Origin of the sequence: Streptococcus salivarius (assembly GCF_009738225.1) — a bacterium.
In the GTDB taxonomy this organism is placed as follows: domain Bacteria; phylum Bacillota; class Bacilli; order Lactobacillales; family Streptococcaceae; genus Streptococcus.
The window spans coordinates 119,001-143,099 of sequence record NZ_CP018188.1 but is presented as its reverse complement, the minus strand read 5'-3'; the positions used below and the strand labels follow the sequence as shown (position 1 = coordinate 143,099).

The window sequence follows — 24,099 nt, the reverse complement described above, 5'->3', positions numbered from 1 at the left end:
TCAACTTCCTCTCTTTCTCAAAATAACATTAGCTAAACCGTATAACATCAAACAATAAATCATAAAGAATACTAGTTTCCAAGGTAACTGTTGATCCAAGAGGTAGGTATATGCCCCATCCCCAAGAAAGTGATACTTATAAGGTGCTAAACTGCCTGCTCCGGTCAACGGATTAAGCAAACTAGCAAAACCATAACTTCTTGGATTTAAGACGATTCCTAAAAAACCTCCTAACAATCCTAAAGCCAGTAATACGCCTTGTTTTTCTAGTACCATTGCTAACGTTAAATAGATAGAAACTAGAGCGAAAATAGATAGTAATTGTCCTAAAAATTGAACTCCTACAATGTCCATAGGAATTGAGATACCAGATTGTTTTCCAAAGCAACAGATAGCTACAATTTCTGCAAAAGACATGACAAAGAAGAAGACCATTGTAAATAAAAATTTATGTCTAAAGATCGTCATCAAACCTAAGCCATTTGTAGCTTGTAATTTAAAGGTCTGTCCTTCTCGTTCATTACTCACAATTCGACTCACAAATACAGAAACAGCAATAGGAAGCATGAGAAGGTTCACATTCTGATTACTAAATAAAGTTCCGACATTTTTTAACTCTGGATGCGAAAAAGCAGACATAAACATTGCAATACTCCACAATGTCGCTACAATCATCAAAAGAGTAACAATTGAAAAAGATTTTGTTCGTCTACTTTTTAACCATTCAATGTACACACCTCTCATCTTATACCTCCTTTGTTAGTTCCAGAAAAATATCTTCTAATGTCTCACTTTCTCTAGTGACACGAAAAATTCTAAAGCCAAGGTCGGTTATATAGGTGATAATATCCGCAAGACGATCGTTACTCATATCGTCTAATTTAACCTCACTCGCCGATGCTTCCCGTACTCTGACTGAACCGAAATCAACTAAGTGTTGAACAATATTATTTTGCGAAAAATCGCCACCAATCTCAATCCAAGTATTTGATTTGATCTCTCGAATCTCTCCTTCATAAACTAAACAACCATGATTTATAATACCAACCCGATCAGCAATTTGTTCTATCTCTGATAAGATGTGGCTGGAGATAAAGACTGTTAAGCCTTCTTCTTTTGCTAATTTAACAATCAACTCACGAATTTCATGAATCCCTGCTGGATCAAGACCATTAGTCGGTTCATCTAATAATAAAATTTGGGGCTTTTTAACTAAAGCAAAAGCTAAGGCTAAACGTTGCTTCATCCCTAGGGAATAGGCTTTCACTAATTTCTTACGATTTTTGTCCTCCGCCAATCCAACTAATTTCAAAGTTGGCCAAATATTATCCTCATCAAAACCTACCATTTTTTGAAATACTAATAAGTTTTCATATCCCGTTAAATTTGGATAATAAGATGGTTCCTCAATCATCGATCCAATTTGATTTAGGTAATCATTATTCTCTTTGATATTTTGACCATTGACTAAAATCTCTCCTAAAGTAGGCTCCACCAAAGATAAGATCATTTTCATCGTAGTTGTTTTCCCTGCGCCGTTGGGACCTAAGAAACCATAGATTTCCCCTTCTCTGACTGTCAGTTTCTTAAGATCCACTGTAGTAGTATCTTTATAGACCTTTTTAAGATTTTTCAATTCAATAATATTATTCATCTCATTAATTTCCTTGTAATCCTTTTAGCCAGGATTACTCCTTTCTTTACAATGTAATTCTACTTTATCATCTTAAAGATAACATTAAGATAGATCAAGATATTTTCTATACTTTTGAATTAATGAAGTTGAAGTAACTTTCATTGGTTTTTATTAGATTACTATGAGTATCTTTATAGACTTTACCTGTCTCATCGTCTATATAGATAATGTAATCAACATATTCAACAATATCTAGATGATGGCTAACCATCAGCATAGTCTTTTTTGAATAATTACTATTTTTTAGAATATTGGTGTAAATTTTATTTTTACTTTGTTCATCGAGGTTACTGAATGCTTCATCCCAAAAAATGATACCTTCATTTTTAAGTAACGATTTAGCTATTAATAGTTTCTGAATTTGTCCCCCCGATAAATTTTTCCCTTGTTTTAATAATTTTGAATGAACTTTATTTGGCAATTGGTTAATAACTTCATCTGCCGAGGTATCTTTTAATACTTGAAATAGGGGTGTTAAATCATCTGAATCCCACTCCAAATTTTCTAATACACTTCCCTTTCTTAAGGTCATATTCTGAAGAACAACACTCAAACATTCTTCAAAATTTTCGATACCATATTTTAATGAGCCATTATAACGTAACATACCTGCTAATAACAGTAATAACGTTGATTTCCCACTACCTGATTTCCCTACGATAGCAACTTTTTCTCCTTTACCAATTGTTAAATCAATATCATTATAAATCGGCTTCATGCCATAAGAAAAATTCAACTTTTCAGCTTTTATCAAATACTCGTCTGAACTCGAGCTTTGTACTAAAATTGGTTTACTGTCTTTTAATAAATCACTTTGTTTTTCTGCATAGACACCTAACCTTATAGCTTCAAAAGCAGCCCCCTTAACTTGCTCAATAGCTGATACTAATAACGAAATACTAGTCTGATAAACTAATAGGTCTGAAATGGAAACATGTATATAATTTTCATAGTAAACTGCTACTATGATGATTACCGAGAGACTAATATAATTAAAAATCGTACCAATCAGCTGTGTAAGATTTTCAAATTTCAAAATCTGTGAATACTTTTCAGTAACTTTTTTATTAATATCCATCCATGAACTAAAGGTCAAACCTTCCCGCCTCATAATTTTGATATAGTCAATATCGTCTAAATCCATTTGCAATTCCGAATTAAAATCAATTAGATACTGCAAATAGGTTTGATTATATTCGTTTTGTTTGCGATAAAGAAATATTGAAATAATACTATACGCTGAAATCATCGTAACTAGAATCACTGTTAATTTGACTGAAATAGTCATCAGATATATAAAAATAACAATTGCTGAAATAAAACTAACACATGACGGAATAATTTTTAAAGTAACATTATCCCTTAAGGTAGATTTGAAATTAATCTTTTCTGAAATTCCACCGCTTAAATGATTTCTAAAATATAAAAGTGGCTTTTTCAATAATTTTTCAAAAAGTATTCTGCTATAATTATTATCAAAATCTAAATTATATTCATCCAGTGCATTATTTTTAATAAAATATCCAAATAGTTGGAATAAAACTACCCCCGCTAGAAGAATGATACTGGCCCAGAATTTAAATTTTTCCGCTAACATGTATCTTAATACTACCGAAAATATTAAAACGCTGATCTGGATTAACACTAATGAAACTAAAAATAAAATAATTGTTTTTGTTTTCAAAGTTTGTATAAAATATTTCCAAAAAATTTGGTTATATTTTTGCTTTTGAAAATTCTTACTTTTACTTATCAACACTATTGTTTTAGAGTAGTGTTTTATAAATTCTTCATAACTATATTTTACTCGACCAATTGCTGGATCTACTATCATAACTTGGGTTGCAGTAATCTTTTCTAGAACAACAAAATGATCATTATTCCAGTGGAGAATCATCCTTTGTTTCTGTTCCTTATAGATTTTACATATATCCTCATATGTAGCATGGTATGCATTCAAGGTTACTCCAAACCTCTCGTTAAGAGATAGTAAGTACGATACATTCAGACCATCCGCTGGTAGGGTATCTTTATTATATACCTCATATAAAGGGACTTTGTGCCCCAGATCATTTAATAGCATTGTATAACATGCTAATAAGCAATCCTCCTCGTTATTTTGCAAAACAATCTTCATGTATAAAGTTTCCTTCCTATCGCTGATTATAGAGTAGGGATTAGAAGGTCTAGAGAATTATCTCTTTTTAGATACTTGGCTGTAGAATATAATATCCCTGACAAACCATTCATAATCCCATAAACATTATATTTAGTATTAAAACTGCACATCCACCCATTTTCTAAACCAAATGAATGCAACTTCCTATACTCAATTTCCAAAATTTTTTCCAACTCTTGTGCTTCGTGTCCTTTAAGATATGAACGATAATAGTTAAGTGCTAACAAATTTCCACTAGTTCCATGACAAATAGAAAAATTGGTCATATTGAATCCAACTTCAATTATTTGAGATACTGCATGTCTAATATCAGCTTCTAACTCTTTTCTTCTAGCACTAGGAATTAGCTGAAATTTTTTATCCAATTCTAGTTGAGCTAATCTTGCAACAAGAACTCCTGTTGAGCCATGACACCAATTAGCACTGGTTGAATTATTTCTTTTATCTATCCAACCTTGAGATATTTTTTGGCGATTATCAAAGTTATTCGCTTGAAATAACATCTCTAGGGCTTTAGAATTATCCAAAATTCCAGCAATATAGTGTAATGCCAATTCTATTCCTAGATTTCCATGTGCTAAACTAACATTATTTGATTCCAAATTATCCCAAGCAATATAATTCTCATAATTAACCTTTAAATCAATTAATTTATCTAAGGCTTGTCGAAGATTTTTAATTGACAAATCACTTCTATACAGAGCAACAATCTCATTAGGAAAACTTGAAAGAAAATCTGCACTCGAAACATTCAAATCTAAACTGTAATCCTTATTTCTATCTAAAATTGACTTTGAGATTTTTTGTCCCGTAATCAACTGTATTCTTTTCAATGCAGAAAGAATACCTAATTTTCCAACGTAGTACGATTGATTTTGCACACTATCGTAAGAGTTTGAGAGAGTTAGAAAAATTCTATGTATACAATTATAAATTTTCTCCTGTCTTTCACTATTCACTAAATCGTAGACTTCACATAATGCAATTGATAATCCAGAAATTCCCTCATAAATAGATAGATCCATAGGTTCAAGTTTAAATGCATCATAATCTGTAACTTTAAGCGTTAACCAATTTGTACTTCCATCTAATTTAGAGCATTTCTCATTATTCAAAATGGTATCAACTAGCGTATTGATACCAGCAAACAAAACCTCTTTATCTGAATTTAAATTATTAAATTTTTTGTACGACTCTTGAAGCTCGGTACTATACAAAGCATTTGGTGTTTTAATAGAAAATTCAATTAAATCGACTTGTTCCTTCATTATGCTCAAGTCAAATCTTTCCAATTTTTTTAATGCCTCGGTTAAAGCAGATTCTTTTAATTTCCATACTATAGTCTCATTATCTTTAATGTCGACATCACTAATACGAGAATAAAAATATGGAATATTCATATTAAGTAATTGTTTTTCTTCAGATTCACATAAATTCAAACTTTCAAAATTTGATAATTTATCAGACATCTTTTCAAATAAAACATTTGACTGATTACAATAAATTGGTGAAGTCAACAATTGACGGACTAAACTGTAATCTCTAGTATTTCTAAATAAAACTCTTGTTTTTAAATCACTAAAACTTAAATAAAGTTGTTTTAGAAATTCTTTATTATCAATAATAAAATGACCTAACTCTAGGTAGCCCATTTTTATGGAATCAATGTAATCTTCTGCATTTAAATAATTCCTTAATCCCGTTTGTCCTACTCGATAAGGTAAGTGAGCTTGATTTTCTGTTTTATATTTTTGTTTTTCAACATGTATATCATCTCTATTCTGGTTTATCAGCACTCTTGCTTCACCAATAAGAGTGCCCCCTAAAACTCCACTAGTATCTCCTCCAAAAATTTTATCGGCTTCAGACACAGGTAACAATCCTGTAGATAGTACTGAATTTCTGCTATCCCGAATTATCTCTAAAGTAGCATTATTATCCGCTACTGTTTCATACGGACTTACAGAAAATACTGTCTCAGCATCTACTAGGATAGGCTGAACATTATGTGAAATAAGATTTTCGAAATGCAAGTCAGAAATATTTAAAATGTAAGCATATGCTACAAGATAACCCATTCTTTTATAAAACTCTTTCGCTTCATCAATCGAACAAACTGGTTTACTGTCTATAAAAGTTTCCCAAAAGTAACCTTCCCTATCTAAAAAGTCAGGTACAAACTGAATCTCTTTTTTTAAATACTTGCTAACTTGATTATCCAATTTTTTTAAAAGATGATTTGGTTTTGACGATTTTTTCTTATAAACTAATTTTTGTCCCTCATAAGATAAAATACAAACTCCACTTCCATTATGAATATCACCTGTTACTTTAATATCAAGATTGTTTAAATTAGGATATTCATCATCTGAGCAAATAAATTTTATTTTTTTCAATATTGAAAAGTCTATTGAAAAATGTTTTTTTACGCATTTAAGCAAATCAAGGTACTGCTCTATACTGATGATGACACGTTGACTAATAGTCGGAAATCTTTCCTCTATTTCTTCTAAAATATCACCATTTTTACATAATACATTATTAAAATAATCATATCGTAGCTCAGCTGTATCGCCAATTAACTTCCCTTCAATACGTTTTTCGTTAATCAAATAAATTAATGTAGATCGATAATAGTCTGATATATTTTTCTCAACCTGTTTTAGTACCTTAACATCCTCATTAAGAACTTCAGGTATTTTCTTTTCAATAAAAACTTTAGGAAATTTATTAAACTGACTATATAATTGTTCTTGATGATTCATTGTCTTACCTTTCTAAAAATTAACAACAGGTAAAGATAGCTTGTAAGCTATTCCAACGACATTCAGCAGAAATAGTATTTACTCCATGACCAGCTCCGCCCAAAAGATTATCTATTTCTTCCATTTTTAGTTCTTGTAACGCTTCCAAAGCTTCTAGATGAATTTTATTATTTTTCATAGTCTATAACCTCATTAAATTTCATGTCGAGTCTGGCTCGAAATTATTTTTCTTTATAAATTGATTCTAAAATTGCAACATAAAGACAAGTTTAAGGCAAAGTAAAGTCAAGATAAATTTCTAATTTAATATATAGTCATAAATTATATGAACTACATGAATGAATAAATAAACAAAATTCATCATATAAAAAAAAGAGGTTTCCCTCTTCTTTATATAACAATGTAGATACTTAGTCATCAAAAATTATGAGCAACATGTAGCAAGAAATGCCCAAGTATTCAAGTGACACTCATGTGAAATGGTTTTAAACACACCGTTCCCAGCTCCAATAATTTGGTCAAGTTCTTCAAGACTTACTTCTTTAATTGATTCGATAATTGCATCTTTTTTCATAATTTTCCTCTCTCTAAATTAATAATTATTATGAGCAACATGTAGCAAGAAATGCCCAGGTATTAAGATGACACTCATGTGAGATAGTTTTAAACACACCGTTCCCAGCTCCAATAATTTGATCAAGCTCTTCAAGACTTACTTCTTTAATTGATTCGATAACTACATCTTTTTTCATATTTTTCCTCTTTCTAAGATTTAAGAATAATCTGCTAAGTTACCTCTAGCACATGACTATTCAAAGCTATTGATAATCCGTTATTATTTTGAGACTAAGTATCTTTGTTACAAGTAAATTTTACGAAGACTAGGTTAAGACAGAGTAAAGAAATCTTAAAATTATTTTTAAGAATTTAAATTTCCTATCTGCCTACAGTTTATTAAAGTAAGATGGTTTATGGTATAATTAAAATAAATTTTATGGGAGGCGCGTATATGAATTTCGAAGCGCAGCTATTAAACAAACGGATATTAATAGTAGACGATGATGTTTCACTTAGTAAATCTATTAAAGAAGTTTTGGTGAGCAGGGGATTTAAAAATATTAGTAATGCTTACAGTATTAGCGAAGGAATAGATATTTTTTCTATTTCTAAAATAGATCTCATTATCCTAGATGTAATGTTGCCGGATGGAGAAGGTTATCTACTTGCTCAGTACATCAGAAAAACTTCTGATATACCAATTTTATTTTTAACAGCCAAAAATAATCCAGATGATGAAGTTAAAGGATTAGATTCAGGTGGTGATGACTTTGTCACAAAACCATTTCTTCCAAAAACTTTAATCTATCGTATAATTGCTTTACTGAGGAGAGCATATAAAGGAGAATCAGAATTAATAACTTTAACTTCTTGTATCATTGATTTAAATAATGCTAGTGTAAAAAAAGAGGAACAGCATTTATCGCTAACTCCAACTGAAATACAGATTCTAAGAAAACTATATACCAATAAAAACTATATTGTGTCAACAGAAGCAATCTGCGATACTATTTGGGGAATAGATAGTTTCGGATATGAAAAATCCTTAATGGTACATATTCGTAATATAAGAGAGAAGATAGAATTATCCCCATCAAAACCACGTCACCTCATTACAGTCAAAGGGCTGGGTTATAAGTTAGTTATCTGAATTTACGGAGTCCTCTATGAATATTTTCAAAAAAGGTATATTAAAATTTATTCTCGCCTTTCTTACCATAATATTTATCGATTTTGTTCTATTAGTAGCTACAACCAACTTTATCCGTAGCCAACAATCTCCTATAGATATCATACAAGGTGTATCTTCGAACATCACCCCATCAAATGGAACATATAAAGTTAATCAAACTGCAAAAAAACTGATTAAAAAGCACAACTTATGGGTCATGATTCTTGATCAAAAAAGTGGAAATGAAAAGTTTAATATCAAAAAACCTAAAAATATAAAAACACAATTTGATTATGCCGATGTCATTAAGTTTTCACGTTATTATTTAGATGACTATCCAATATTCACTCAAATAAAAAAAGAACAAAAAGATATTTATATAATTGCATTTCCAAAAGAAAGTATCATTAGATACGGAAATAATTTCTTTGATCTAAAGAGAATTCAAATTTTTCCGATTTTAATTTTAGTTATCATATTTGTTAACTGCCTATTTTGCCTATTCCTATACCTTTATAGTGTTACTTTCTTAAATCGCAACATCCAGCCAATTATTAACGCAATAGGTAAATTACCTGTCGGTTTAAACAAACAGGTAAATTCTGTTCAAGAATTAGATAGATTAACTTTAGCGGTTAACTCTGCTAACAAAAAACTACGTAAAAATGAAGAATTCAAAGAGAATTGGATTTCTGGAATAGCTCATGACATCAAAACCCCACTCTCAGTTATCGTGGCTAATGCATCATTAGCTATTGAAAAAACAGACAATGATGACCTATTAAAAAATTTGAAACCTACGCTGATTGAGAGTCACTATATTCAAAATTTGCTAAACGATCTCAACATATTCGCTAGACTAACAAACGGTAATTTAAAATTAAATCAAGAAATAACAGACATTATACCCTTCTTTAAGGAAATAATCATACAAATTATTAATCAAGAGATTTGGAATGATTTTAATTTTGAGTTTATTCCTGATAATAAATTGTTGGGTAAAAAAATGTACATTGAAAAATCTTTGATGTCTAGAGTTATTCACAATCTCATTTATAATTCTGTATTGCATAACCCTTCTGGTTGTAATATTCAGATTGTCCTTAACTATATTTCCCGTAATAAATTTTCAGTTATTATACGTGATAATGGAATTGGAACTTCTACAGATAGACTTAAAAATATTAATAAAATTGAGGAATTTAATTTTGATATTTCTGGAGTTCGCAGAAGTGGTATGGGACTAAAAATTTCTAACCAAATTGTTGATTTACATGGAGGTAGTATGATAATCACAAGTGAACAAGGAGAATATTTTCAAACAGAAATTATCCTTCCTATTGAGTCACCTACCTTATAGTACGCAGTCATTCCATTTTAAATAATTGAGGCTATTTTATCACTCTTGTATCCCTTTTGCGAGACCATAAGAATCATCTTACTTAAAAGCTGCATCATTTTAGAACTCCTTCAACTCTTCAAGAACAACATCTAAGTCCTCTTTTTCCACTATTTCTCCAGGTTCTACTTTCTCTCCTGGTAAAACATAATCATGGATCTTGCCATTTCGTCGAATAATGCTGATTTTATCTCCCTTGATAAACCCTCTTTCTATCGCTTCCATTACTTCATCATAAGTCATCATTTTATATACCTCCTATTTTCTACAATATATCTATTCGTAAAAGATACCAAAAAGTAACAAAAAAAGCACTCAAATTGATATGCCCCCTGTCAAGTAGACAGGTTAAATATCTAAAAAAGTGTCTGTTTTTGAAGGTCAGTCGTACATAATAAATGTACGGCTGTTTTTTTATGCAGACCACTTAGACTTGTACTTTTCAATTTTGTTATTCTTAGCGATTGGGTATGACAAAGGATGTTCTGATGATAAGGCAGCGTTTCTTACTGCCAAAGGCGTTTTACAGTCATACCTACTTTGTGGACGCTCTTGACAGTAAAATCGGATATAGTCTTTGATGGCATATCGGAGGGAGGCCTCATCTGAAATCTCATACATCTGATACATTTCCGATTTTATAATTCCCCAAAAACCTTCTATTGGTCCGTTATCAATACAATGGCCCACTCTTGACATGGATTGAATCATATCAGTATCTTTCAGCTTTTTTTGAAAGTTCTTATTGGTATATTGAAACCCTCTATCGCTGTGAAATATAGGCTTCGCTGCGGGATTTTTTTCAATGGCTTTGTCAAATGTTTTGAAGACCAGCCGATTGTCATTTCGACCACTTATGACAAAAGCAATAGGATAGCGGTCATATAAATCAAGTATGGCACTAAGATAGAGTTTCTTATGAGAGTTAGGAATCTTAAACTCTGTAACATCTGTTACCCATTTTTTGTTCGGAGCAGTTGTATAGAAGTTTCTTGCCAACTTATTTTCTGCAGTTTCTTCAGGTTTAACAGTCTTGTATTTTTTCTTTTTCTTACGGATAAAAGCGTGGATATCGAGTACTTTCATAATTCGGTGAATTCTCTTTCTTGAGTAATTCGTATGATTGAAATGATTGATCCAATCGGTCATTCTTCGGTATCCCAAGATGTGTGAAAAACGTTCGTCATATTCTTTAATTAATTCCGCAATTTCGCTGTTTAATTGTTCTTGTTCTGGAACTATTCTATGTTTCCATTTATAAAATGCAGACCTCGTAATGCCGAGCTGATGACACATCCAGCTAATGCTCCACCCTTTGTTGGTGTTGAAGTCTTCGATCGCTAAGTATTTTGATTCGTGGCGCTGTTTGCCTAGCCTCACATCCTTCCGAATTCTTTCACTTTTTTTAAGAGTTCAACAGCCATATCCTTTTCTTCTAACTGACGTTTTAAGCGCACATTTTCTCTTCGTAAACGCTCTAATTCATCAAGCTCATCATCTATTTTGTGATGCCCCCTTTTGTCAATTAAACCTTTTTCGCCACCACTATCATACTTCTTTACCCACGAGTATACTTGGCTATAAGAAACATCATAAAGTGACGCCGTTTCCTTATAATTGCGATTGTGTTCAATACAATAGTTGACAATCTCTTTGCGTTCATCAATAGTGGTTTTACGTCTTGCTTTTGCCATATAGACCTCCCGTTTTGGATTGTAATCCTTAAGTTCTATATTGGCATTATACATCCTAATCCACTTTCTTAAAAGACCTGAAGAAATATCATACTGATGACCTAAATCAATAGATGAAGCCTCACCACTAATACATTTTTCTACAAGTTCCATTTTAAATTCTTTTGAATAGGAACGGTTTTTTGTTTTCTTTGTGAATCCTAAAATCCCATATTTTTTATAGATGGCAGCCCAATCTTGAATCGTCCTTGTGGAAATATGGAGACAATTACATATCTCAGATCTGGAACGATTACCATTAATATAATCGAGACAAGCTTGTTCTTTCTCGTATGGGGTGAATCTTTCTCTTCTAGACATAAAAATACCTCTTAAGTAGATTTTAGGTATTTACCTTGTCTACTTAAGAGGTATCATATCAAATTTTAAAAATTTTAAGTGCTTATTTGTTTTCTACTATCAGTAAGCATTAGCTTAGGTTTGGATAAATTCCCAATGTAATGCTATATCATCCAACTCTTCTGGAGTTGTCTCTTGTGCCGATGACAACTGTTCTTCCGAAAACTTAAGTAGCTCTTTTTTATGATATGGTATATCGAAAGAGCCTGTCCAAAAGCCAAATCTCTGTCAATTTTTAAATCAAGCCGCATTAATTTATCTCCTTTATAAAAAAGCCACGTATTAAATACGTAGCTTAACTTTCTACTGAACCTCAGGCCCTAAGACGAGATAGAAAATATCTCGCTTAGTATCATACTCCAAGGCGTATTCATCAACTTCAAACAAGAATTCCGACCTTTTTGTTTAGCCCTGCGGTCGTACTGCTCCTGTGCTTCTGTATAATATCGCTTACATCATTTTTTAACCCTTTTGGAAAATAAGATCCAGATCAAAAAACTCTCCAAGAAGGAGAGTGTGTTCTATAATGGATAAACCTTACGAAATTCTTCTAATACAACCTTGCTGTCAGGTGTAAAAGTCAGGCCCGCTTTCTCCAGCCACTTCGTGAAGAATTCCTCGTGAACCTGCCGCCAATAGGCAAGGGACTTATCTCCTTCCCCTTCCTTAAAGGCATGGTCGTCTGACACTTGATTGAAAGGCTGAACAGAAACCTTGGTGATTTCGACAATGCAGATAGCTTGATGTTGGCTGTCTAAAATCACATCAAAGGTTCCTTCTTGTGGAAGGGGTTCGTCCCCTACTGCATAGAGGTCGCAGGCTGAGGCAGTTGCTGTTTTTTCACCTGTAAACACCAAATCCGCTAAAAGGTCTGGTTCCACACCAAAAGCCCAGGCGTCTATCTCATCTCCAATAGAGGGGTTGATTTGCTTGTAGGCATTCCACATTTCTTGCGGTGTCATGATTGCTCCTTCTTTTCTTTTACCTTCCAATTTCTATAGCTTGTCAGTTCTAATTCTGGAAATCCTAGTAACTCTGCCTTCACCTTCAATACTATGGGTGAGGCAGTTTCTTCGGTAATCTGCTCGATCGGAAGCCAAATGGCATTTGCTGAATCATTGCTTCCATCAAGAACTTCATGAGGAAGGGATTTTTGAGAGTATTCCAAGTCAAGTACTATATCATAAAAGGCCATGATATGGTGTACGACAAAGTCTTGCCCATCTTCTTGAACCAGCACATCATAGATTCTAGGGTTTGAATAATCGCTAAGCATATAGCCCGTCTCTTCCAGAACTTCTCTCTTGAGAGTTTCTGTCAGTCCCTCACCTAGTTCTTGACTACCACCCGGTAAATCAAAACGATGCCGATAAGGTCCTCTCGTTTTCTCAATGCAGAGCAGTTCCCCGTCTTGAAGACAGACTCCGTATACACCAAAGTGATCTTTGATTTCCATATTCTTAACTTCCTAGCTTCATTTATTTTTTTACCATACCTATCATCATACATTTATCTTGGGTTGGGGGGACTCTTTATTAAAGACATTTTGTCTATTTAACTATAACAGACTTTCAAAACAAAAAACGCAAGAGTTTTCCCCCCTTGCGTTAAAACGTCATGTTGATATTCCACGACGTTCCATTATCATGGTGAGATATCCCCATGAATAACAATATTATCGTTTCTATAGCAATTTTACCAAATTTGTAAAGACTTTTCAACCAACAAGATACTGTCAATTATTTTGTGTTTACACAACTTAATTTTCACTACCAATTTCTGTTATAGATAAAGGGAGCTCAATCCATATTATATCTCTTTACGACTTGTTTCATGATTTTTTAAGTCTTGTTAACGTCAGAAATATTGATTTAAAGCCGTTCTTGATTCCAAAAACTAAACTAAAATAACCTGAAATCATTTCAATAAGTCCCAAAATAGACAATACAGTATCTTCTATGTAATCAAAAATGCTTCACTTAATCAGTGAGGCATTTTTGATTAATATTTCTCCTAATATTCACTGCAAAGGTCTATTTCTTGGTAGTGTAAAATAAGTTGGGTAAACACAAAAAGGAATAAATCCGTTATAGTAGAGTTGCGAAATATTACTAGAAAGAGATTTATTCCTATGACTCAGTTTACCACATAACTACTAACTTCCTAGCCCAAAAGCAAGATATTTACTTTCTGTTGAGAATTGATAGTACGATAGATCTTAAATAAAGAACTCTGCCTATTAGCAGAGTTTAAATATAGATTTGATAAAAACTCATTTCATCCTTAACGGAATCACAACTAGTACAATAAATTGATTTGACTGAACAGTAATGTTTAGGTGCCCCTTTAATTTCATGACTCTATCATAACTACTTTTTATTCCTATACCTTGTCTGTTAGGAGATTTAATAGACTTCATTCCATCATAATTAACATCTACATTAGAAGTTCTGATGGGATTAGCAACTTTGAAAACTAATTTATTATTTTTAAAACGCAGAGCTATTTCAATCGGTTCTTCTAAGCTATTACGTTCAATTTCTTCTATAGCATTATCAAGAAGATTCCCAAGAATGGCACATGAATCAATCGCAATAGTACTTAAGTCTAAATTATATGGAACCTGTAAATCTAAATTATGTAGAATACCATCTTTTTTCATCTTAGATATTTTTTGATTTAACACAGCATCAATAGGTATACAACCTGTAATCTTACGATTAAATACTTCCTGTCCCAGTATCTTTCGAGTTATTACTTTAATATTTTCATAATCACTATTATCAGCATAAAAATCTATTGAAGAAACAATATTTTTCAAATCATGTCTAAGAACGGCTAGCTCCTTTTCTTGCTTTATAATTTCACTAGTCATACTATTTTCATCAAAAGCTACTTTGTTTTTGATAATATTGTAGTTTTTTTCACTTAAGTAATTGTAAAGCACGATTATAACAATATTTATTAACCACAAATAACTATCAAATGCAAGAACCTTTACTAGAGGCAGCGCTACCTTATGTAACAGCAGAATAATAGAAAAAAATGGAGTAACTGAAAGAATGCCATATTCCATTTTATTCAGACCTATTAAATTATCTACTTTGAAACGCTTCAATCCCAATATGAAGAAAAGAGTCAACAACATCAATAAAAATTGAACGAAAAGAATAACAAATACTTTAGTTTCTGGCGTATGATTAAATAATAAACCTGCAATATCCTCTTGAATCAAGAACCAAAAAGTCAGAAATAAGAAATGAAATACTTTTTTCATTACCTCCCCAGATAAAAAGAAGAAAAGAATCAAGAAAGTACAAAATAAAGAAAAAATTTTTAAATCAATAAACGTGGTCTGATCCACTGTTATTGATGTTCTACCAACAAAATAAATACAAAAAATAAAACAATAAAATCTCATTTTAGGTATTCTGACAACAAAAAAATGTAGTAAATAAATCCAAATAACAAAGCTTTGAAATAAAAAAAGAGAGAGGATTCCAATTGTTTTAAACAAATCAATCATAATCCAAAACTCCTCTCAATAAAATGATTGTAAGTTGCTACTACTGTTTTCTTTCGACTTCTACTAATAGTAATACAGTCACCATTTATCATCGTTACTTCATTTCTATTAAAAGATACAACATAGTCTAGATTAATTATTGCCCCGCTATTGACTCTAATAAAATGTGTTTGAGGTAACTCTTCTTCAAGTGTTGATATTTTTCCATAAAACAACACGCTATTATCATTAACCAACTCAAGGTGGATTTTTCGACCAAATTCAGAATATAAGCACACAATATTATCTAAGATTACTTGAAAATGTTCCATACCTACTTGATAAAATAAGAATTTCTGTTTAGCAGTTAATTCTACGAGAACATCACTAAGAACGTCTCTCAATTTTTCAGTAGATACAGGTTTTATAAGATAACGAAACGGAGATACTTCAAAACTCTCTAAAGCATATTGCTCATAACTTGTAACATAGATTAAGACGAAACTCTTATCTAAATTTCTCAATAATTTTGCAGTTTCAATACCATTAATTTCCTCCATTTCAATATCTAAAAATATCAATTGATAGTTATCTGCCTGAGTGCTCATCGCCTTTACTAGACGATTTCCTTTATAATAGCCATCAATCTCATAGTGAACATTAATCTCATCAAAATACTTTGAAATTTGAGTTTCTAAATGACTAACTTGTAGACTATCATCATCACAAATTGCTATTTTATACATGTGCTTTCATGAATTCCTTTTTGAAATATTATATCACTCATAATGCTTTCTTTTCAAATCCTTTCGTAGTAGCAATCAATAATAACAGACAAATCAAGAAATAACCTAACAAGTGAACTATAGATAATTCCAATGAAAAACGATAATTCGATACAATAAAAAAGTATCCCGGAACAAATTTAGAAATAATAGCAATATATGACAAAAGTTGACATAAAAAATAAACACCTAAACTTGCAAATGCGGCTACTATTGCCGAAACATATAACGATAAGTAAAAGGCTACACTAGCCAATAAAATAATGAAACTTAAATTTACCAAACTAATTATTATTGATTGCATATTTGTAGAATGCAGTTCCCAAAAATGTACGTAACCAAACTCACTTCGAGATAAAAAACAAATATAAGTGATGAGTGATGATAAGCAGTTCAGTACATACAAAAATAAGATTGATAAGATGACAACTATATACTTAGAAATAATCAACGTTTTCTTACTAGATACTCGGTTTACTTCTAGTAAAATTTGCCCTCCTTGGATTTCTCCTCCTAAAATAAAGGAAGCAGTGTACAAAATTAATAATAGTGGAATAGTTAATATCAATAAAAACGTCCACATCGTTGTAATAAAGGTAACTAAATCCAACTTAGCACCAATTTTTACAAAATCCCAATGTAAAAAAGCGCCTAATCCGTAAATTAACGACCACAAAGATAACACTGCTAATATGATAAAATTTTTCCGTTTCAGTAATTTATATAGTTCTGCTAATATTATCGATTGCATTTTTTCACCCCCTAAATAACTCTTCTGTAGAATCATTTATTGTGATATCTTTTAATTCACTATTATACTTGTAAATAAGCTTTAATGTTGAATTCAGCAACGACATATCCTTTGGTAAAGTTATCTGACCTTCTTTCATATCAATCATATCTCTTAAGTCCTGTTCCAACTCTGGTACTAGATGTCCCAAAGTAATAACTATTTGATTTTCCCCTAGTTTAGAATGTTTTTCAATACTCTTTTCATTTATAAATAAGAAATAGTCACAAATTTCTTCAATTTCATGTAACTGATGTGATGAGATTAGTATCGTAACACCCTTTTCCCGACGTAACTTTACAATATAATCTAGAAGAACTCTAACTCCGGTGGGATCCAAACCGACAAATGGTTCGTCTAAAATCAAAAATTCAGGATCATCTAGTAATGCCAGTGCCAAACCCAATCTCTGTTTCATACCAAAAGAATAAGATTTTACTAGTTTTTTACTATTATCTAAACCAACAAACTTTAACAACCTCTCAATTCGGTCATCTAAATTTTCTTCATTAACTGTTGAAGAGTACATAGAGAATAATTTCAAATTATCATATGCAGAGAAATCTTCAAACAGCCTACAATCTAGGAGGAAACCGATTTTATTTAATGTCTTCCTTTTAGTATGATAATTCGGATCACCTTCAAATTGGATATAACCCTTGGTTTGTGATGTAAAACCCAATATCATCTTCATTAGAGTAGTCTTTCCACAGCCATTTTTTCCAATCAAGCCAACTATATCTCCTGATTGAATGTCAAAATTGATATTAGTTAACACCTCTTGTAAACCAAATGATTTACTTAAATTACACGCTCGTAGTATTGTATTCATGAATATTACCTCCACTAGGGGCAGTTTGAATTAAATATTTATAGAAGTTATCACAATTTTTTAATAATACTTCGTATTTTCCCATTGCAGTAACTTCCCCATTTTCTATAAAAATTATGGAATCAAACCTTTGTAAAAATGACTGCTCTAAATTGTGAGAAATCATTATCACCGTTTTTTCTGAACTCAAAAATTTATCAGCTATTAGTTTTGATGATTCTTCATCCAGAGCTGACTCAAATTCATCAACTAGTATTATTGGTCTATCCTCTAAAAATGCTCTAGCTATATTGACTTTTCTCAATTCTCCACCAGAAATATTGTCACCGTTTTCCGAAATCATTTGAATCTCTTTACTTTTATTGTTTAAATTAACGTCTCTAATTACCTCATCAATAATTTTATCATCGTAGCGTTCAAACAATGTAATATTATCTTTCAAAGTACCTTTAAAAGCAATACTATTTTGCGGTACATATGAAATCAATTTGGCGACATCTTCTAAATTACTAGCTTCTCTATCTATAAATACTCGTTCTTCAACATCATTTAACAAATTTAACATTAATCGTCCAAATGTAGTTTTTCCGCTACCATTTGGACCAATAATACAATATTTTTTACCATATTCAAGAGATATATTAACACCACCCAAGAGCTTTTTATTATCTTTTGTGACACTACAAGTAGAAATCCTTATATTATCAAAACCTTTTTGATATACTTTTTTATCTAAAACGATTGATTGTTTTAAAAAAATATCTGACATTTCTTTCGTTATATCCTTACTAGCCAAAATATCAATAACTGAAGAACCAATCTGTTGAATTGGACCAACTATCAAATTTGAAATTTGTGTAACCGCAATCATCTTTCCTAATGTCAAGCCTTGATTCAACACTAAAAATCCACCAAAGCATAAACAAGAAATAATGATTACATACTGAAAAAAACCACTGATTTGATTATACTCACCATTTTTTACATTTAACAATTGAGCATTCTGTTCAAATTTAAATAACTTCTCTTCAAATTTCTCAAAAAATGTCCGCTCCTTCTGAAAGGTCTTGACCGCCAGTATTCCTTGAAACATCTCTTTTATAAAATGTAGATACTCTCCGCTTAGAACTACATTTTCAGAAACTAAATCATTTAATTTTTTACCAAGTAACAAGGGAACCAGCATAGATACAATCCCTAAAGCAAATACAATTATGCAAATCAACGGGCTAATTTGATATAAATAAACACTCGCAATAATCAACATCAAAGTTGATTGTATCATTGAAAAAATGCTATCTAAAAAATACTGTTCAATTAGCGATATTTTATAATCAAAGCAATTCATCTTTTCACCCGTAGTTGTTTCAGAAAAATCACAATAACCAAGCGATAAAAAATATTTAGCTAAATTTGATTTTAAATACAGATGAATATTCTTAGTAAGCACTGATTGAATCCATATTACAAAAAGATTCAAGATATAGTTTACTACAAGAAAAACTGTAAAGGAAAAAATTGCTAATTTAAACTTTGTAATATCTGATGACTCTAGGGAATCAATGAATTTTTGAATTATTGTAGCAAACGATACTTCAACTAATCCCAATATAAACGTAGAGATAATAAATACTACTATTTTATTTCGTTCTTCCCTTAAGACCCTTTTCATAGACATTCTCCCTAATCAGAAATAATTTCCGCCGCAACTTTATTATAGTATGCTTTAAATAATCGACAATATGGATCTACTTTATCTACTACGTCAAATTTCAATTTTGAACGAGCTCTGCAGCCTCCTCCACATAGATATCGGAATTGACATTGTGAACAACCCTCTATTTTATCTACATTCAATGATTTGAATAACCTTGCATTAGCAGATTTCTCTCGCATCTTGTTTATTGAATCGTACTTTATATTTCCTATACAGTACTCATCATACATCAACATGTGGCACGGATAGACATTACCTTGAGTGCCTATGGCAATCATTGAGGTCCCAGCTCCACAGTAATTCCTAGCTACTAAAGTTTTATCCTCTAGGGCACTATCATTGATTGGTGCATCAGATTCAATCATAAACTTACTAATATTTATTAAATCAGTGTTATCGGGAAGATATGACATTAACTCGCCTTCAAAACATGCACTGAGAATACTGAAACTAATCGTTGTTCCTATTTCCTTTGCAAGTTTTACATACTCAAGGAGATTACTTGAATTCAAGTGATGAATTGTTGGAATAATATTGACATTATTTCCCGATTCTTTTAACCAAGAAATTGACCGCATAATCTTGTCAAATATTCCTTTATCTCTGAGATATGGTTCACTATCCGAACAGTATGTATCTAATGAAACAGAAACAGTATCCACAAATTTTGATAGTTCTGAAAGTATATTTTTATTAAAAATAGTTCCATTAGTTATTAATATTACATTTGGAATTTTAGCAACTATTTTAGCATATTCCACTATTTGAAGAATGTTTTTTCTTAATGGCTCTGTCACAACAAATGGTTGATTTTGACGAGAAATAGCGTATAATAATAGTAAGAAACAGTACCACCGAAGGAGGTAATTGGATATGCCTACTATCAAAGACGCATTAGATATTATCGGTAAGTTGACTGTCGCAGAGCAGGAAAGCCTTAAAACAATGCTTTTAAGTCCTGCCTTTGTAAAGTCTTTGAATATTGAAGATTTCGTAGCAAAGGAACGCTTTGCAAATGGTCGTGTATGCCCTCTTTGTGGCTGTATCCATGTGGTTCGCAATGGTCATCGTAAAGATGGCACACAGCGATATGTATGTAAGGATTGTGGCAAGTCCTTCGTGATTGCTACGAACTCCATTGTGTCTGGTACAAGAAAAGACTTGTCCGTGTGGGAGCAGTACATTGATTGTATGATGAATGGCTTATCCATTCGTAAGACTGCTGTTGCTTGTGGGATTCACAGAAACACCGCATTCCTTTGGAGACACAAGATTTTGGATGCACTTCAGAATATGGCAGACGATGTTACCCTTGACGGCATTATTGAGGCTGACGAAACTTTTTTCGCCATCTCGTACAAGGGCAATCATAGCAAGAGTAAGACATTTGCTATGCCACGCAAGGCTCATAAGCGTGGTCATTCTACACATATCAGAGGCTTGTCCCAAGAAAAGGTATGTGTTCCTTGTGCGGTTAATAGGAATGGCTTGTCTATCTCCAAGATTACGAATACTGGTAGAGTTTCTACAAGAGATTTACATCATATTTATGATGGTAGGATTAAGACCAATTCCACTCTTGTTACGGACAAGATGAACTCCTATGTGAGATTTACAAATGCCAATGGCATTGACCTTGTGCAGTTAAAGACTGGCAAAGCCAAGAAAGGCATTTATAATATCCAACATATCAATAGCTACCATAGCCAGCTAAAGAGGTTTATGCGTGGCTTTAACGGTGTTTCTACCAAGTATCTGAACAACTATCTTGTGTGGAATAACCTTGTAAATTACGCCAAAGAAAGCGACATGGAGAAAAGGAACATCTTCTTAACTTTCGTTTTGGCAACATTGAAAACTGCTAAATGCAGAGATTTATCAAACAGACCAGCAGTTCCTCTGGTCGCCTAATTAGAATTTGTGGAGATGATAAGATGGTCAATATAACAGATGTAAAACAGATTCTTCAATTTGCAATAGATGCGGAGATTAAAGTCTTTCTTGATGGTGGCTGGGGTGTAGATGCTCTTCTTGGATATCAGTCAAGAGCCCATAATGATATTGACATTTTTGTAGAAAAGAACGATTATCAGAACTTTATAGAAATAATGAAAGCTAATGGCTTTTATGAGATTAAGATGGAATATACAACATTGAACCATACTGTATGGGAAGATTTGAAAAACAGAATTATTGATTTGCATTGTTTTGAATATACGGACGAAGGTGAAATTCTTTATGATGGGGATTGTTTTCCGGTAGAAACTTTTTCGGGTAAAGGAAGAATTGAGGAAATAGAGGTTTCCTGTATTGAACCATATAGTCAAGTAATGTTCCATCTGGGATACGAGTTTGATGAAAATGATGCACATGATGTGAAGTTATTGTGTGAGACACTTCATATCGAAATTCCAAATGAGTATAGATAACTGCAAATAACAGTTTGTAGGGGAGTTCTGATACTCCCCTATAAAAATGGCTATTTATCAACTGTTTGTTGTGACATAGCCTTCTTAATAAAGGTTCTCCTCCAGAGAATACTAGGTTTTGAATTCCAACATCAGAAAGTTGGTCAATTGCATTTAATATCTCTTCTGTTGATAGATCTTCACATCTATTTCTTCGCTCATCGAAAGAATAACAACCTACACAATGCAAATTACATTTATTAGTTAAATGTAGATAGGCAGTTATTGGGGTTTGCTCATTCTTAAATTCTACATCAGAAATGAAATCATTTTCTACAAGATAGGCAAAAAATTCTTTTTCTTCATCTGTTAAATCGTTACAATTTAACTGATAATTTTTTACTCGTTTTAGAAATTCAATTGCTTGACTATCTACCCCAGCAACTATCCCGTTGCTAAAATTGAATAGTAGGTACATTTCGTCTGTTTTCATTACTGAAATATTATCATTTAGAAACATATTTCTCCTCAACTTTTCTTATAAAATAATTTTCAATAAGCATTAACAAAAATACAAATAGACTAATAACAAAAAATGACGATATACTCAAGTCTAATGAAATATTGTTACCTACATTAGGATTAATTTTCATTGTATTTTCGACAAGGCTATTAAACACTTCCTTTGTCAACAATCGGTGAATTATCATCCAATTCAATAAAAAATGTAAAATGGTTGATAAAAAGTAATATCTTGTTGTCCCTTTATGGAAGTGTCTTAAGAGAATCACACAACAATTTGAATACAAAATTGAAGGAAGAAGCATCAACAATATATAAAACGTAAACAAATTATAAGTTGAAATAAAATTATAATTGATGAATGTCAAAATAAGTAAGCAAAATAAAAATATTGAACCCAATTTAATTTTCATAAAAAACCTCTTCTAAAAAGTTACTAAAACATTATATAAAGTATGAATAATCGTTGGAATTCCAATATTATTAAACTTTATTCTTATAAATGCTAAAAATATTCCCAAAGGAAATCTTACCATTAGATTATCTAAAATAGGTTCCGATATATGACCTAAAAAGGCAAAGATAAGCGCAGTAATCACTATCGATTCTAAGATATTATAAGAAGACTTCATCCTATCTAAGATAATCATTCTATATAATATTTCTTCAGAAAAGCCTATCAAAATAAAATGTAAAATCAATATAGTTTTTTCAGGTATGTTAACAAGGGAACAAAACAAAATAATTATTAAGGCCGATATAACAACAATAATATGTTGGGAATAATTGACTTTACTTTTAAACAAAATTTTTTCTAAACATATTGGCTGCACTACCAAAGCGACCATTGTAGGGGCACTTAATGATAACAGTATGCTCTGAGTTTTTAAAAAAACTGAACAAAATAAGACATATAATATCAAGCAAATATTCGAAATCATTACTTGAAATAAACACTGTACTAATATCTGGAGTTTTCTATTTTCTTTCATAGCAACTTTAAATAAAAAGTAGGCTAATTTTACAATTGCCTACCTAAACGATTGATTGTACATAGAAATTTTTGTAACAAGAAATAATTAAGCATAATACTTCAACAATGATGATTTTTAACAATTTCCATCACTACAAACATTTCTCTGTACTTCTCCGATACTCAAAAAGTAAGCTATACCGTACTCTTAACTTCTTTAATGTAGTGACCAATTGAAACTGAAACTAGTGCACCTACACTCACACAGCCTGCCTTTTTGGTTTTCTTTGTAGAAAATTTAAGCATGATAGCTTCCTCCTTTGAATTATTTCAACATCTCTGTTGATGGTTATAGTATACCTTAAATTGTTAAGATAAAATTTCATTTGTATTATTATGTTGTTTTGAGTGTAGTAAATAGTAAAATATTTTGTTTGATAAAATTTTTATTTTATAAGGGATTGGGAAACACTCACCAAAATATAAAATAATCATCAGCTCAAAAGTGTCGATCTAACTTTTGCTGATGATTATTTTTTCGATAGTGTGTATATACTGTCTGAGCTCGCAAAGACCTAAAATCATATTTTTAGATCAATTTTTAATTTTCCGCACCAAACACAGTGACTGATATTCTAAGACAGCTGATTTTTTAGAAGAACTCAAAAACAGCTTATTCATCAAGATAAGCAATTTCACCATACAA

The 24,099-nt window shown here is 31.6% G+C and carries 23 protein-coding genes and 1 pseudogene; 4 read left to right on the top strand and 20 right to left on the bottom strand.

Translation table 11 applies throughout. The features are described 5' to 3' along the window. The 7 genes from BSR19_RS11205 to BSR19_RS11175 form a co-directional block, all read right to left on the bottom strand. Positions 1-744 (bottom strand): ABC transporter permease, encoded by a 744-nt coding sequence (locus BSR19_RS11205; protein ID WP_070839425.1) that lies wholly within the window; start codon positions 742-744, stop codon positions 1-3. A gap of 1 nt (position 745) precedes the next feature. Then, positions 746-1,654 (bottom strand): ABC transporter ATP-binding protein, encoded by a 909-nt coding sequence (locus tag BSR19_RS11200; RefSeq protein ID WP_070839430.1) that lies wholly within the window; start codon positions 1,652-1,654, stop codon positions 746-748. A 106-nt stretch (positions 1,655-1,760) separates the two neighbouring features. Next, the gene (locus BSR19_RS11195) at positions 1,761-3,833 is read right to left on the bottom strand and encodes a cysteine peptidase family C39 domain-containing protein (protein ID WP_070839433.1); all 2,073 of its coding nucleotides are present in this window, start codon (positions 3,831-3,833) and stop codon (positions 1,761-1,763) included. A 26-nt stretch (positions 3,834-3,859) separates the two neighbouring features. Further along, entirely contained in the window at positions 3,860-6,640 is a 2,781-nt protein-coding gene (locus tag BSR19_RS11190) for a type 2 lanthipeptide synthetase LanM family protein (protein ID WP_156247184.1), read from the bottom strand. A gap of 19 nt (positions 6,641-6,659) precedes the next feature. Then, positions 6,660-6,818 (bottom strand): lacticin 481 family lantibiotic, encoded by a 159-nt coding sequence (locus BSR19_RS11185; protein WP_080702563.1) that lies wholly within the window; start codon positions 6,816-6,818, stop codon positions 6,660-6,662. A gap of 246 nt (positions 6,819-7,064) precedes the next feature. Continuing rightward, positions 7,065-7,214, bottom strand: a complete 150-nt coding sequence (locus BSR19_RS11180) for a lacticin 481 family lantibiotic (RefSeq protein WP_195918055.1) — start codon at positions 7,212-7,214, stop codon at positions 7,065-7,067. 28 nt (positions 7,215-7,242) lie between these two features. Then, positions 7,243-7,392, bottom strand: a complete 150-nt coding sequence (locus BSR19_RS11175; protein WP_037601371.1) for a lacticin 481 family lantibiotic — start codon at positions 7,390-7,392, stop codon at positions 7,243-7,245. A gap of 257 nt (positions 7,393-7,649) precedes the next feature. Here BSR19_RS11175 and BSR19_RS11170 point away from each other — a divergent pair, with 257 nt between their 5' ends. Together BSR19_RS11170 and BSR19_RS11165 are read left to right on the top strand one after the other, a co-directional pair. Continuing rightward, the gene (locus BSR19_RS11170; protein WP_070839547.1) at positions 7,650-8,348 is read left to right on the top strand and encodes a response regulator transcription factor; all 699 of its coding nucleotides are present in this window, start codon (positions 7,650-7,652) and stop codon (positions 8,346-8,348) included. Positions 8,349-8,364: 16 nt separating this feature from the next. Continuing rightward, on the top strand, positions 8,365-9,729 hold the full coding sequence (locus BSR19_RS11165) for a sensor histidine kinase (RefSeq protein ID WP_070839439.1): 1,365 nt from the start codon (positions 8,365-8,367) through the stop codon (positions 9,727-9,729). A 99-nt stretch (positions 9,730-9,828) separates the two neighbouring features. Here BSR19_RS11165 and BSR19_RS11160 read toward each other — a convergent pair whose 3' ends face one another. The 11 genes from BSR19_RS11160 to BSR19_RS11105 form a co-directional block, all read right to left on the bottom strand. Further along, entirely contained in the window at positions 9,829-10,014 is a 186-nt protein-coding gene (locus BSR19_RS11160; protein WP_037601381.1) for a competence regulator inhibitor paratox, read from the bottom strand. Positions 10,015-10,182: 168 nt separating this feature from the next. Continuing rightward, entirely contained in the window at positions 10,183-11,148 is a 966-nt protein-coding gene (locus tag BSR19_RS11535; protein ID WP_197092265.1) for an IS3 family transposase, read from the bottom strand. Beyond that, positions 11,145-11,822, bottom strand: coding sequence for a helix-turn-helix domain-containing protein (locus BSR19_RS11145; protein ID WP_156247183.1), 678 nt, complete (start codon positions 11,820-11,822; stop codon positions 11,145-11,147). Before BSR19_RS11145 ends, BSR19_RS11535 begins: the two co-directional genes overlap by 4 nt. A 560-nt stretch (positions 11,823-12,382) precedes the next feature. Next, positions 12,383-12,823 carry an ASCH domain-containing protein gene (locus BSR19_RS11140; RefSeq protein WP_155213606.1) on the bottom strand — a complete coding sequence of 147 codons (441 nt, stop codon included), beginning with the start codon at positions 12,821-12,823 and terminating at the stop codon, positions 12,383-12,385. Continuing rightward, entirely contained in the window at positions 12,820-13,317 is a 498-nt protein-coding gene (locus tag BSR19_RS11135; RefSeq protein WP_156247182.1) for an NUDIX hydrolase, read from the bottom strand. Before BSR19_RS11135 ends, BSR19_RS11140 begins: the two co-directional genes overlap by 4 nt. 816 nt (positions 13,318-14,133) lie before the next feature. Beyond that, on the bottom strand, positions 14,134-15,387 hold the full coding sequence (locus tag BSR19_RS11130; protein WP_156247181.1) for a GHKL domain-containing protein: 1,254 nt from the start codon (positions 15,385-15,387) through the stop codon (positions 14,134-14,136). Further along, a complete protein-coding gene (locus BSR19_RS11125) occupies positions 15,384-16,112 on the bottom strand; it encodes a LytR/AlgR family response regulator transcription factor (RefSeq protein ID WP_156247180.1) in 729 nt (242 codons plus the stop codon). The genes BSR19_RS11130 and BSR19_RS11125 overlap by 4 nt, the downstream gene beginning before the upstream one ends. A gap of 37 nt (positions 16,113-16,149) precedes the next feature. Further along, positions 16,150-16,902, bottom strand: coding sequence for a hypothetical protein (locus tag BSR19_RS11120; RefSeq protein WP_156247179.1), 753 nt, complete (start codon positions 16,900-16,902; stop codon positions 16,150-16,152). Positions 16,903-16,906: 4 nt separating this feature from the next. Continuing rightward, complete coding sequence (locus tag BSR19_RS11115) at positions 16,907-17,773, bottom strand: ABC transporter ATP-binding protein (RefSeq protein WP_156247178.1); 867 nt, start codon at positions 17,771-17,773, stop codon at positions 16,907-16,909. Further along, positions 17,748-19,445 (bottom strand): ABC transporter transmembrane domain-containing protein, encoded by a 1,698-nt coding sequence (locus BSR19_RS11110; RefSeq protein WP_197092264.1) that lies wholly within the window; start codon positions 19,443-19,445, stop codon positions 17,748-17,750. Before BSR19_RS11110 ends, BSR19_RS11115 begins: the two co-directional genes overlap by 26 nt. Positions 19,446-19,456: 11 nt before the next feature. Further along, positions 19,457-20,287 carry a radical SAM/SPASM domain-containing protein gene (locus BSR19_RS11105; protein WP_156247176.1) on the bottom strand — a complete coding sequence of 277 codons (831 nt, stop codon included), beginning with the start codon at positions 20,285-20,287 and terminating at the stop codon, positions 19,457-19,459. A 76-nt stretch (positions 20,288-20,363) separates the two neighbouring features. Here BSR19_RS11105 and BSR19_RS11100 point away from each other — a divergent pair, with 76 nt between their 5' ends. Together BSR19_RS11100 and lnu(C) are read left to right on the top strand one after the other, a co-directional pair. Next, positions 20,364-21,401, top strand: coding sequence for an IS1595-like element ISSag10 family transposase (locus tag BSR19_RS11100; RefSeq protein WP_002837184.1), 1,038 nt, complete (start codon positions 20,364-20,366; stop codon positions 21,399-21,401). Between the two features lie 23 nt (positions 21,402-21,424). Further along, on the top strand, positions 21,425-21,919 hold the full coding sequence (gene lnu(C) / locus BSR19_RS11095) for a lincosamide nucleotidyltransferase Lnu(C) (RefSeq protein WP_019543803.1): 495 nt from the start codon (positions 21,425-21,427) through the stop codon (positions 21,917-21,919). A 127-nt stretch (positions 21,920-22,046) separates the two neighbouring features. Here the strand turns inward: lnu(C) and BSR19_RS11940 are convergent. Together BSR19_RS11940 and BSR19_RS11085 are read right to left on the bottom strand one after the other, a co-directional pair. After that, a pseudogene (locus BSR19_RS11940) lies at positions 22,047-22,376 on the bottom strand (hypothetical protein); the annotation flags it as partial. A gap of 469 nt (positions 22,377-22,845) precedes the next feature. Then, on the bottom strand, positions 22,846-23,412 hold the full coding sequence (locus BSR19_RS11085) for a CPBP family intramembrane glutamic endopeptidase (RefSeq protein ID WP_156247174.1): 567 nt from the start codon (positions 23,410-23,412) through the stop codon (positions 22,846-22,848). Between the last annotated feature and the right edge of the window lie 687 nt (positions 23,413-24,099).

What these genes read in the sequence shown, in the direction of transcription:
- BSR19_RS11205 (WP_070839425.1), bottom strand. Translation starts at nt 744, where the DNA reads ATGAGAGGTGTGTACATTGAATGGTTAAAAAGTAGACGAACAAAATCT.
- BSR19_RS11200 (WP_070839430.1), bottom strand. Translation starts at nt 1,654, where the DNA reads ATGAATAATATTATTGAATTGAAAAATCTTAAAAAGGTCTATAAAGAT.
- BSR19_RS11195 (WP_070839433.1), bottom strand. Translation starts at nt 3,833, where the DNA reads ATGAAGATTGTTTTGCAAAATAACGAGGAGGATTGCTTATTAGCATGT.
- BSR19_RS11190 (WP_156247184.1), bottom strand. Translation starts at nt 6,640, where the DNA reads ATGAATCATCAAGAACAATTATATAGTCAGTTTAATAAATTTCCTAAA.
- BSR19_RS11185 (WP_080702563.1), bottom strand. Translation starts at nt 6,818, where the DNA reads ATGAAAAATAATAAAATTCATCTAGAAGCTTTGGAAGCGTTACAAGAA.
- BSR19_RS11180 (WP_195918055.1), bottom strand. Translation starts at nt 7,214, where the DNA reads ATGAAAAAAGATGCAATTATCGAATCAATTAAAGAAGTAAGTCTTGAA.
- BSR19_RS11175 (WP_037601371.1), bottom strand. Translation starts at nt 7,392, where the DNA reads ATGAAAAAAGATGTAGTTATCGAATCAATTAAAGAAGTAAGTCTTGAA.
- BSR19_RS11170 (WP_070839547.1), top strand. Translation starts at nt 7,650, where the DNA reads ATGAATTTCGAAGCGCAGCTATTAAACAAACGGATATTAATAGTAGAC.
- BSR19_RS11165 (WP_070839439.1), top strand. Translation starts at nt 8,365, where the DNA reads ATGAATATTTTCAAAAAAGGTATATTAAAATTTATTCTCGCCTTTCTT.
- BSR19_RS11160 (WP_037601381.1), bottom strand. Translation starts at nt 10,014, where the DNA reads ATGATGACTTATGATGAAGTAATGGAAGCGATAGAAAGAGGGTTTATC.
- BSR19_RS11145 (WP_156247183.1), bottom strand. Translation starts at nt 11,822, where the DNA reads ATGTCTAGAAGAGAAAGATTCACCCCATACGAGAAAGAACAAGCTTGT.
- BSR19_RS11140 (WP_155213606.1), bottom strand. Translation starts at nt 12,823, where the DNA reads ATGACACCGCAAGAAATGTGGAATGCCTACAAGCAAATCAACCCCTCT.
- BSR19_RS11135 (WP_156247182.1), bottom strand. Translation starts at nt 13,317, where the DNA reads ATGGAAATCAAAGATCACTTTGGTGTATACGGAGTCTGTCTTCAAGAC.
- BSR19_RS11130 (WP_156247181.1), bottom strand. Translation starts at nt 15,387, where the DNA reads ATGATTGATTTGTTTAAAACAATTGGAATCCTCTCTCTTTTTTTATTT.
- BSR19_RS11125 (WP_156247180.1), bottom strand. Translation starts at nt 16,112, where the DNA reads ATGTATAAAATAGCAATTTGTGATGATGATAGTCTACAAGTTAGTCAT.
- BSR19_RS11120 (WP_156247179.1), bottom strand. Translation starts at nt 16,902, where the DNA reads ATGCAATCGATAATATTAGCAGAACTATATAAATTACTGAAACGGAAA.
- BSR19_RS11115 (WP_156247178.1), bottom strand. Translation starts at nt 17,773, where the DNA reads ATGAATACAATACTACGAGCGTGTAATTTAAGTAAATCATTTGGTTTA.
- BSR19_RS11110 (WP_197092264.1), bottom strand. Translation starts at nt 19,445, where the DNA reads ATGAAAAGGGTCTTAAGGGAAGAACGAAATAAAATAGTAGTATTTATT.
- BSR19_RS11100 (WP_002837184.1), top strand. Translation starts at nt 20,364, where the DNA reads ATGCCTACTATCAAAGACGCATTAGATATTATCGGTAAGTTGACTGTC.
- BSR19_RS11085 (WP_156247174.1), bottom strand. Translation starts at nt 23,412, where the DNA reads ATGAAAGAAAATAGAAAACTCCAGATATTAGTACAGTGTTTATTTCAA.